This is a genomic window from Kribbella albertanoniae, assembly GCF_004348455.1.
GTDB classification, from domain to species: domain Bacteria; phylum Actinomycetota; class Actinomycetes; order Propionibacteriales; family Kribbellaceae; genus Kribbella; species Kribbella albertanoniae.
On record NZ_SMKA01000345.1, the window covers coordinates 1 to 8,946 of the forward strand.

Consider the following 8,946-nt stretch of genomic DNA (forward strand, 5'->3'; position numbering starts at 1 on the left):
ACTCGTACAAGTCGACGGCCTGCCGACAAAACTCCTCGGAATAGTTCCTACGGGCCATAACTCAGAATCATCTCGCTTCCCCAGCAAATGCTGGATTCAGCGTGTCCAAGAACCAGGGTCAAGGCCCGAAGGAGCAGACCAGGAGGAGGACCAGCAGGGTGGGGATGTATTCGGCGGCGTTGCCGTGGGCTCGGACTGCGATCAGGAGGGGGTCGGCGGGGTCGGTGGGGGCTTGGTTGCCGCTGCCTCGGAGGGCTCGGTGGCGGGTGACGTTGGCGCCCAGCAGGAAGAGCAGGATGCCTAGTGACGCCATGCAGATGATGGTGATGGTGCTCATGTCAGGACTCCTTCGCGTGCGGTGAGGTGCTGGACGATCGATTGGCTGAGGGTGGTACCGAGGAGGGCGTCGGTTTTGTGCATGCCGCCGGGACAGGTGACGTTGACCTCGATCAGGCGGCCGCCGATCACGTCGGCGCCGGCGATGGTGAGGCCGTGCTGGACGAGGATCGGGCGCAGGGCCTCGGCGATGGCGAGATCGGCGGCATCGACCGGGGCGATGGCGACCGGTGGGCCGATGCGGAAGTCAGAAGCGTCCGGGCGGCGGAGGACGGCGCCGACGATCTCGCCGTCGAGCAGGAAGAGTCGTTTGTTGCCGTGCGCAACAGCCAGCAGGTACTCCTGCGCGATCACCTGCCGCCGCCCGCCGCGGGTGGCCGACTCCAGCAGGGACATCGCCGCGTGGTCGTCATGAACCAGCCAGACATCGAGTCCGGCGAATCCGTCGACCGGCTTGACGATCGCGGTCCCGGTTCGGCCCACGAACTCGCGGAGCGCGGCGACCGACGTACCGACATAGGTTGCCGGGCACAACGAAGGGAACCGTAGCGCGATCAGTTTCTCGTGGACGGCGCGGATGCCATCCGGGCGGTTGATGACGCGGGTGCCGGCGAGGTCCAGCAGGTACGTCGCGTGCAGGTACCGGTCGTCGACCGGCGGATCGATTCGGAGGTGCGCGACCGCGAAGTCGGCAACGTCGAGCAGCGCAACGTCGAGTTCGTCGTACCAGGTGGGGTCGACGATCCACCGATGGTCGCGGCCGGGTCGGCGCGGGCGGAGGCGGATCCGGTGGGCGCGGGCGTACAGGCAGCCGTCGATGACGGCGAGCTCCTCCGGCTGACAGCACCAGATGTCGTGGCCGAGGTCCTGCGATGCGGCCATCAGGCCGATGGTCGCATCGATCTCGGCCTGCAGTCCGCTGAGCGGGTCGGTGACGAACAGGATCGCGTTCATGCGACCAACTCCAGGTCGAGCTGACCGTTGGCTGCCGAGAGCCAGTGTTCAGCCAGGTGAACCCGATCCACTTCCAGGCGGCGCAACACCCTGCGGCGGTGGGCATCGTCGTACATCAGGCTGGTCAAAGCATCGACGACAGGTCCGATCGCGGATGGTTCCTGCGCATCAAGGAAACGCACTTCCAGGTACGTCGATCGTGGGCGAACCGGCGGGAACATGGTCGTCAGATGTTCAGCCGGCCCACCGGAGGTGAACACCGTGGCGCCGGCCGCGAAGGCCGTGTACGCCGCAACAAAGTCATCAGCGAGCAGCCGGTCGTCGAACCCGGTCCGCGCCGGGTCCGCCTCGAGCCAAGTGGTGAGCCGCCCGTGCGGACCGGAGCTTCGCGCGAAGGTCGCCGCGAGATAAGGCCCAGCGAGATTGAGGACCCGCCACTGCTCAGCACCCGCCTGCCCCGGCCACCAATCCAGGCAGATCTGCGTGGATGCAGTACGCCGCATCATCCGCCGACCGGCCGGTCCGATCGAATCGAAGTGTCGATGCATCGCGACGTACCGGGGGCTCGTCAGTTGCAGCGGGACCTCGTGCTCGGGCCGCGGGTCGACCGGTAGCGCGTAGATGCTGATGTGCGCGGCGGCGAGGCGGTGGGTGAGATCGTCGACCATCGTGTGCAGCTGGCCGACCGGGTCGAGAGAGCAGGGCAGGCTGAGCTCCAACTGACCGCCCGGCTCGAAGCTGAGGTACGGCGTGTCGGCCGCCGCGCGTCGTACCCGATCAATCGGTACGGCGGCCCCGGTGGTGCCGTCGGCGACCAGGAACTCCTGCTCGACCGCGACCCGGACACTCCGGCGCCGGCCCCGTGCAAACAGCTGCGCCACCAGCGGCTGCAGTTCCTTCGGTTTCATGGTCGCTCCTGATACTGTAAGGATTCCTGTCGAAATAATGGAAGGAAACCTTACGAGTGTCAAGCGTTGAGCTTCCCCGACTCGGCCGCAAACCGTTCATCGCCCTGGTCGACCGCGCCAATCGCGTGCTGCAGACGCACATGGTCCGCGAGATGCACAAGCACGGCCATCCGCAGATCAAGCAGGCCCACAACGCCGTCTTCGGCACCCTGCAGTCGGAGGGCTCGCGGTCGGCGGACATGGCGCACCGCGCCGGGATGACCCGGCAGTCGATGGGCGAGGTGGTCCGCGAAATGGTTGCCCTAGGCATCCTTGAGATGCGCCCGGATCCGCAGGACGGCCGTGCCAAGCTGGTCACCTACAGCGAGCTCGGCCGGCACGCGGCGGCGGACGGCTATCAGCACCTGCGGGATCTCGAAGAACGCTTCGCCGAAGAGTTCGGCCCCGAGGAGTACGCCGTGGCCCGCGACGTCCTCGACCGAGTTGCCGACGTACTGGAGCGCTGGGACGCGGAGTGACGTGTCAGTCGGGCAGGTCGGCGATCCGGTCGGCGACACGCTCGAGTACGGCGACCTCCTCCGGGCTCAGGTGGTCGAGGAAGCGGGCCCGGACCGACGCGAGGTGGCCAGGTGCGGCTTCGGCCAGTACGGCGAACCCGGCGTCGGTGAGGTGGTAGATGGAACCGCGCGCGTCGGCGGGATCGGCCTCGCGCTCGATCAGGCCGCGAGCCTCCATCCGCGCCGCGTGATGTGACAGCCGGCTGCGCGACCACTGCATCTTCTCGGCGAAATCCCTGAGGCCCCAGCGGCGGCCGGGCTTCTCCGACAGCGTGCTGAGCACCTCGTAGTCCGCCGAGGACAGCCCGAGTTGGGTGAGATCGCGGCCGAGTCGCGACGGCAGCACCGTCAGCAGTCGCCGGACCGCACGCCAGGCGCGCTCCTCGTCGGTGCTCAGCCACTGGGTCATGTGGTGATCCTAGCGCTTTCTTTGACATGTCATAGAAAGCTGCCTATCGTCTTTGACATGTCAATGAAAATCATGGTCGTGGTTGCCAGTACGCGGCCCGGACGGCTCGGGCCGGCGATCGGGGAGTGGTTCGTCCGGGCGACGGCCGCCACTGCGGCCGAGTTGGAGGTCGTGATCGACGTGGCTGACCTTGCGGAGGTGGGCCTGCCGTTCCTCGATGAGCCCGAGCATCCATCGACCGGCGTCTACGTGCACGCGCACACCCGAGCCTGGAGTAGTCGGGTGGATGCGGCTGATGCGTTCGTCTTCGTGACGGCTGAGTACAACTTCGCGATGCCGGCCACGCTGAAGAACGCGTTCGACTTCCTGAGTCGCGAGTGGGCCTGGAAGCCGTGCCTGTTCGTCGGCTACGGCAATACGTCGGCTGGCTCGCGGGCCGTCCAGATGGCTCGCGGGGTGGCGGCGTCGATGCGGATGCTCTCGGTCGGTGGTGACGTGTACCTGCGGATCGCCGACGATGTCGTCGATGGCGAGGTGGTCGTGGATGAGCGGCGGGCCGGACAGGCCCGCGGCGCGTTGACCCAGCTGGTGCGGGCGGCCGACGTACTGCGCCCGTTGCGTGAGCGGGATGGGCAAATCGTTGCGGCAGCCGCAGGGGATGTGTCGGAGCTGGTCGTGCTGCAACGTGCTTGCTGGGTTGACGAGGCGATTGCGAATCGGGCGTTCGACCTGCCTGCGCTGACCGAGACTGCGGCGCAGGTCGAGGTATCGCTTGCGGAGTGGCAGGTCTGGGTGATCCGTTCTGGTGGCCGATTGATTGCGTCGGTGCGGGCCCGGCGGGACGGCGACGCTTGGCTGATCGGGCGGTTGATGGTTGCCCCGGACTACCGACATCAGGGCCTAGGGCAACAACTTCTCGCGCACGCGGAAGCGCACGCCCCGGCCGGTACGGCGACAATCGCGTTGTGCACCGGCGTTCGCAGTACCGGGCCGCAGGCGCTCTACCGCCAGGCCGGCTACTCCCTCACCCGCGAGGGCGCCCCGCCCGGATCGGTCCTGCTCCGCAAAGCCGCCACCGCCGGATCGGTCGGAAATAGTTGACATGTCGGAAAATCCCGACATATTCTCCCGGGTATGACGGATGCGTTTGGGGCGTTGGCTCACCCGGTGCGGCGGAAGTTGCTGGAGCTGCTGATGGCGGGGCCGCGGACCGCGGGGGACCTTGCTGCGCAGTTCGAGCTGAGTCGGCCGGCCGTGGCGGAGCACTTGAAGGTGCTGCGGGATGCGGCGTTGGTGCGGGATCGGGCCGAGGGGCGCGAGCGGCATTACTCGCTGGACGGTGCGCCGCTGGCTGAGGTCAACGACTGGCTGCACCCGTTCGAGGAGTACTGGCGGCCGCGACTGCGGGCGTTGGCTGAGGTTGCCGAGGACCTGGAGGGTTCGGATGAGTGAGAAGGCCATCGTGGTGGATCAGTTCGTGGCGGCGACGCCGGAGCGGATCTGGCGGGTGCTGACCGAGCCGGAGCTGCTGGCGCGCTGGTGGGCGCCGGGGGATGTCGCGCCGGTTGTCGGGCATCAGTTCCACCTACAGATGCCGAAGTGGGGTGAGGTCGCGTGCGAGGTCACGCATGTCGAGGCGCCGACCCGGTTCACCTACACCTTCAACGGGGACTGGACGCTCGACTGGCGACTCGCTCCCGAGGGCCGCGGGACCCGCCTGTTCCTCGAGCACTCCGGATTCGATCTCGACAACAACCGGCACCGGATCGCGTTCGACCGGATGGGCCCGGGCTGGCGTGACGACGTGCTGCCGCGGCTCGCCGTACTGGCTGCAGAGTTGCCCGCCAATCTGGTCTAGGCACGACCCGCTCACCTGGGATCATTGGGGCATCGACTAGAGCTGGGGGTGCTCGATGCGCGTTTATCGCGTGATAGCCGGTGTCACTGGGGTTGTCGGAGTTCTCGGGGCGGTGCTGAGTCATGTCGGGGCTGCGGAGGCTGATCGGACTTTCGCGTCGGCGTCCGGGGTTGCGCAGAGTCTGATCTCGGTCGGAGTGCCGTTCATCGGTGCGGTGGCCGCAGCTCGGCGCGAGCAGTCGGTCTATCGGTTGGCGATCGGATACGCCGTGGGGTTGGCGGCGGTGGGGTTGATCGCGTCGATTCTCGTTGCCTGGTTGGTGCCGTCGACGGCGAGCGATCGTTGGGAACATGCGCCGGTGCTCATCATCGGAGCCTTCGTCACGCAGGTTGTTGCACAGCTGACCGGCACCGGGCTCGGCATGCTGATCGGCCGCGGCTGGATCGCAGCCGCCGCGACAATCGTGCTCCCACTCGGCCTGTACGGCGTACTGTCCGCCACTGCACCAGGCGCGCGGCCATGGCTGACGCCGTACGGATCGGCGCAGCCGTGGTGGAACGGCGAGTACGGCGGATCGGACGTGCTGCCGAACGTGGTGATGTTCGCGTTGTGGGGTCTCGCGCTCAACCTCGCAGGCCTGTACGTCGCACGCTCGCGCCGACCCTAGGGCAGGGTGTTGCCGGCGGAGGTGTAGAGGCGGTACCACTCTTCGCGGGTGAGTGTGATCGCGGCGCCGGTGGCTGCGTCTTGGACTCGGCTCGGTGTTGTGGTGCCGATGACGATCTGCATCTTGGCGGGGTGCCGGGCCAGCCAAGCGATGGCGATCGCGTCGGGGGAGGTGCCGTGCGCGTTCGCCAGCTCGTCGAGGGCGTCGTTGAGCGCGGGGTAGTTCTCCCGGTCGCCGATGAAGACGCCGCCGTTCGCCGGGGACTGTACGGAACCCCAGGTCTGGATGGTCATGTCGTACAGCCGGCTGTAGTCGAGGATGCCGAGGTCGCGGTCGGCCGACTGCTCCAGGCCCATGATGTTCGCGGCCAGGCCCTGCGCGACCAGCGCTGCGTTCGTGATGCTGAACTGGAGCTGGTTCGCGACGAGCGGCTGGCGGACTGCCTTCCGGAGCAGCTCGATCTGGCCGGGCGTGTGGTTCGAGACGCCGAACGAGCGGACCTTGCCGCTGCTCTGCAGCTCGTCGAACGCGGCCGCGACCTCGTCCGGCTCGACGAGAGTGTCGGGGCGGTGGATCAGCAGTACGTCGAGGTAGTCGGTCCGCAGCGCGGTCAGCGACTGCTCGACACTCGACAGGATGTGCTCGCGCGACGAGTCGAAGAACCCCGAGCGGATCCCGACCTTCGACTGCAACAGGATCTGGTCCCGCTCGGACGCCGGCACCGGCTGCGCTTCGCCGTACCGCTGCTCGCACCCGTGCGGACCGCCGTAGATGTCCGCGTGGTCGAACATCGTCACCCCGGCATCGCGCGCGGTCCCGACGAGCGTGCGGATCTCCTCGTCGGACTTTTCCTTGATCCGCATCAGCCCGAGGACGACCTGCGAAGCCGCGGTCCCGGTGCCACCCAAGTCAATTGTCGTCACAAACCCCGACCTTAGGGCATGTCTCCTGACGCGGCGCCTACTCGTCCGCGGTCGGCGGCAGGGTCGGGTAGTCGACGATCGGATAGAGACCGACAGTGAACCCGTACGTCGTGTCGCCCGCGCGCGGGAGTTTGTCGAACGTGTCGATCAGCTCGTGGACCCCGCGCCAGAACTCTGCCGCGCGTTCCTCGGGGATGCGGGCGTGCCGGATGAACGAGCGGAGCTGGCCCTCGTCGTACGCGCTCCGGGACTCCTCGGCGGCGACCTCGAAGTCGTTGAAGTCCTCGGGCAGTTTGCCGTCCCGGCGGCCGAGGCCGACGTAGAACGAGCGGGCCGCGCGGCCGTAGAACCGCTCCTCGATCGCGCGCACCTTGCGGGTCCGGACGACGCGCAGGATGCCGGCGTCCGCGAGCACCTTCACGTGATGGGCGACCGTGCTCTTCGGTCGTTTCACCGCGGTGGCCAGCTCGGTGACGGTCGCGGCGCGCTCGTGCAGGAGGCCGAGGATCGTCGTACGGAGGGGGTCGGCGATCGCCCGCACCTGCTCGGCGGTCGTCAGCTCGAGAGTCTCCGCGAGCTCGTAGTCCGGGACCGCGGGGCTGTTGCCTGTCACGGTCGAACAGACTAGCATTCCCGATTGTTCGAGATATTTGGATCATTGGAGCTGAAGATGACCGAGGTCGTGCTGTACCACCACTCGCAGGGGCTGACCGACGGGGTCAAGGCCTTCGCCGAGGAACTCCGCCAGGCGGGGCACACCGTCCACACGCCCGACCTGTACGACGGCAACACGTTCGACACCATCGAGGACGGGATGGCGTACGGAAAGAGCATCGGCTTCGGCAAGCTGCTCGAGGCCGGCGTCGCCTATGCCCAGGACCTGCCGTCGGGCGTCGTCTACGCGGGGTTCTCGATGGGAGTCATGCCCGCGCAGCAACTGACTCAGACGCGCGCCGGCGCTCGCGGCGGTCTCTTCTACCACTCGTGTCTGCCGGTCGGCGAGTTCAGCGAAACCTGGCCGGCCGGGGTTCCGGTGCAGATCCACGGGATGGACGAGGACCCCTGGTTCACCGAGGAAGACGGTGACCTGGCGTCCGCCCAAGCCTTGGTGGCTGCGAACCCCGCCGACGCCGAACTCTTCCTCTACCCCGGCAAATCCCACCTCTTCGCCGACTCGTCCCTCGCCGACCACGACCAGGAAGCAGCCATCCTCCTGATCCAACGCACCCTCACCTTCCTCACCAACCTCCCCTGACCCATTTCGCTGGCTGGCCACCGTGGTTGGGGGTTATGCACCGTGGTCAAAGGTGCAGAACCCCCGATTTGGCTGCCTATCCAGGCAAATCGGGGTTGACGTCACGGTGGTGGCAGCGCGCCGGGTCGCGGTTGGCCGGCGGCGTTTGGGGTGGGGGCGGCCGGCCCTGCCCGGGAGCCTGCCCCCTCAACCAGGGGGTTGCCCCCTGAGTTTTCTGATGGGCAACCCCCCACTTCAACGGGCAACCCTCCACCTCAGCGGGCAACCCTCCACCTCAAGGGGCACCCCCGATTTTTTTGGGAGGGGCCGGTTGTCCAGTCCGGCGCGGGTGGTGCGCCGTCCTGCCCGTCACAACGTCCGAAGAACCGGAGGCGGGCCCTCCGATCTTTCGGACGTTAGCTCGGAGCAGCGATTAACGTCCGAACAGCCGGAGACGGGCCCTCCGGTTGTTCGGACGTTGCGGGTACGGCGCTCTGCCGCGCGGCGTGCAGGTGAGCGGGGTGTACTGCGGTCACCTACTGGGGGCTTCGGACATCTGGTCGGGTGTCCGGGGTCCCCAGTAGGTGTACGGGGTTCGGCCGTTCGGCTGGTTATTGCGAGGGTTGGGGAGTTCTACCGGTCGTTTTCGGGGGATACGACTCCCCAGCGGCGCCGGGCAACCGCGTACAGCACCCCCGAGCAGCCCGATCTGCCTCAAACGTGCTGAAAGATCGTCCAGGGCAGCGGGCGCGATGGGTCGGCAGACAGGCCTCGCCGCCGTCGGCAGCAACCGCAACCGGTCAGCCCCAGACCTCGTTCACGTCTGCCCGCCGGCCTGGCCATCCCGCCCAGCCAGGCACCCTCCCAGCCACACCTCTCCTGTAACGCCGGCCGCATCGGCGAGCAACCACCGCCACAGGTCTCCGTCCGCATCCGAGCGACCCGTCACGACCGCCGCAGGTTCCCAGCCGCATCCGAGCGGTCCGCTACCACCGCCGCCGTACGGACCGGCAACGAGCCCGGATATCCCCTCAATGTGCTGGTTCTCCCCTCAAGTTTTGAAGGGAGAAGCGACAACCTGCGGGGTTATCCGTTCAAAT

General features: G+C 67.5%; 12 protein-coding genes. 6 read left to right on the plus strand and 6 right to left on the minus strand.

Translation table 11 applies throughout. The annotated features are described in order from the left end of the window. Positions 1–118: 118 nt before the first annotated feature. From E1261_RS40705 to E1261_RS40715, 3 genes are read right to left on the minus strand one after another with little or no spacing between them, the layout of a single operon-like run. A complete protein-coding gene (locus E1261_RS40705; protein WP_132415104.1) occupies positions 119–337 on the minus strand; it encodes an MAPEG family protein in 219 nt (72 codons plus the stop codon). Next, positions 334–1,290, minus strand: coding sequence for an ATP-grasp domain-containing protein (locus E1261_RS40710; protein ID WP_132415105.1), 957 nt, complete (start codon positions 1,288–1,290; stop codon positions 334–336). The genes E1261_RS40705 and E1261_RS40710 overlap by 4 nt, the downstream gene beginning before the upstream one ends. Beyond that, complete coding sequence (locus E1261_RS40715) at positions 1,287–2,198, minus strand: glutamate-cysteine ligase family protein (RefSeq protein ID WP_132415106.1); 912 nt, start codon at positions 2,196–2,198, stop codon at positions 1,287–1,289. The genes E1261_RS40710 and E1261_RS40715 overlap by 4 nt, the downstream gene beginning before the upstream one ends. A gap of 56 nt (positions 2,199–2,254) precedes the next feature. Between E1261_RS40715 and E1261_RS40720 the strand changes: the two genes are divergently transcribed. Then, positions 2,255–2,716: a MarR family winged helix-turn-helix transcriptional regulator gene (locus E1261_RS40720; protein WP_132415107.1), complete on the plus strand. Its 462-nt coding sequence runs from the start codon at positions 2,255–2,257 to the stop codon at positions 2,714–2,716. Positions 2,717–2,720: 4 nt separating this feature from the next. Here E1261_RS40720 and E1261_RS40725 read toward each other — a convergent pair whose 3' ends face one another. Then, the gene (locus E1261_RS40725) at positions 2,721–3,164 is read right to left on the minus strand and encodes a MarR family winged helix-turn-helix transcriptional regulator (protein ID WP_132415108.1); all 444 of its coding nucleotides are present in this window, start codon (positions 3,162–3,164) and stop codon (positions 2,721–2,723) included. Between the two features lie 57 nt (positions 3,165–3,221). Between E1261_RS40725 and E1261_RS40730 the strand changes: the two genes are divergently transcribed. From E1261_RS40730 to E1261_RS40745, 4 genes are read left to right on the plus strand one after another with little or no spacing between them, the layout of a single operon-like run. Further along, positions 3,222–4,265: a GNAT family N-acetyltransferase gene (locus E1261_RS40730; RefSeq protein ID WP_132415109.1), complete on the plus strand. Its 1,044-nt coding sequence runs from the start codon at positions 3,222–3,224 to the stop codon at positions 4,263–4,265. Between the two features lie 33 nt (positions 4,266–4,298). Continuing rightward, on the plus strand, positions 4,299–4,616 hold the full coding sequence (locus E1261_RS40735; RefSeq protein WP_132415110.1) for an ArsR/SmtB family transcription factor: 318 nt from the start codon (positions 4,299–4,301) through the stop codon (positions 4,614–4,616). Further along, positions 4,609–5,022: an SRPBCC family protein gene (locus E1261_RS40740; protein WP_132415111.1), complete on the plus strand. Its 414-nt coding sequence runs from the start codon at positions 4,609–4,611 to the stop codon at positions 5,020–5,022. The genes E1261_RS40735 and E1261_RS40740 overlap by 8 nt, the downstream gene beginning before the upstream one ends. Before the next feature lie 55 nt (positions 5,023–5,077). Next, positions 5,078–5,689 carry a hypothetical protein gene (locus E1261_RS40745; protein ID WP_132415112.1) on the plus strand — a complete coding sequence of 204 codons (612 nt, stop codon included), beginning with the start codon at positions 5,078–5,080 and terminating at the stop codon, positions 5,687–5,689. Here the strand turns inward: E1261_RS40745 and E1261_RS40750 are convergent. Then, positions 5,686–6,612, minus strand: coding sequence for an aldo/keto reductase (locus E1261_RS40750; RefSeq protein ID WP_202875427.1), 927 nt, complete (start codon positions 6,610–6,612; stop codon positions 5,686–5,688). The two genes, E1261_RS40745 and E1261_RS40750, sit on opposite strands and share 4 nt — an antisense overlap. Positions 6,613–6,649: 37 nt before the next feature. After that, positions 6,650–7,225 carry an ArsR/SmtB family transcription factor gene (locus E1261_RS40755; protein WP_238176759.1) on the minus strand — a complete coding sequence of 192 codons (576 nt, stop codon included), beginning with the start codon at positions 7,223–7,225 and terminating at the stop codon, positions 6,650–6,652. Between the two features lie 57 nt (positions 7,226–7,282). Between E1261_RS40755 and E1261_RS40760 the strand changes: the two genes are divergently transcribed. Then, positions 7,283–7,867, plus strand: coding sequence for a dienelactone hydrolase family protein (locus E1261_RS40760; RefSeq protein WP_132415114.1), 585 nt, complete (start codon positions 7,283–7,285; stop codon positions 7,865–7,867). The last annotated feature ends 1,079 nt before the right edge of the window (positions 7,868–8,946 follow it).

Bases quoted from the DNA above. Each gene is read 5' to 3' on its own strand.
- E1261_RS40705 (WP_132415104.1), bottom strand. From the start codon at position 337: ATGAGCACCATCACCATCATCTGCATGGCGTCACTAGGCATCCTGCTC.
- E1261_RS40725 (WP_132415108.1), bottom strand. From the start codon at position 3,164: ATGACCCAGTGGCTGAGCACCGACGAGGAGCGCGCCTGGCGTGCGGTC.
- E1261_RS40710 (WP_132415105.1), bottom strand. From the start codon at position 1,290: ATGAACGCGATCCTGTTCGTCACCGACCCGCTCAGCGGACTGCAGGCC.
- E1261_RS40715 (WP_132415106.1), bottom strand. From the start codon at position 2,198: ATGAAACCGAAGGAACTGCAGCCGCTGGTGGCGCAGCTGTTTGCACGG.
- E1261_RS40760 (WP_132415114.1), top strand. From the start codon at position 7,283: ATGACCGAGGTCGTGCTGTACCACCACTCGCAGGGGCTGACCGACGGG.
- E1261_RS40740 (WP_132415111.1), top strand. From the start codon at position 4,609: ATGAGTGAGAAGGCCATCGTGGTGGATCAGTTCGTGGCGGCGACGCCG.
- E1261_RS40735 (WP_132415110.1), top strand. From the start codon at position 4,299: ATGACGGATGCGTTTGGGGCGTTGGCTCACCCGGTGCGGCGGAAGTTG.
- E1261_RS40745 (WP_132415112.1), top strand. From the start codon at position 5,078: ATGCGCGTTTATCGCGTGATAGCCGGTGTCACTGGGGTTGTCGGAGTT.
- E1261_RS40730 (WP_132415109.1), top strand. From the start codon at position 3,222: ATGTCAATGAAAATCATGGTCGTGGTTGCCAGTACGCGGCCCGGACGG.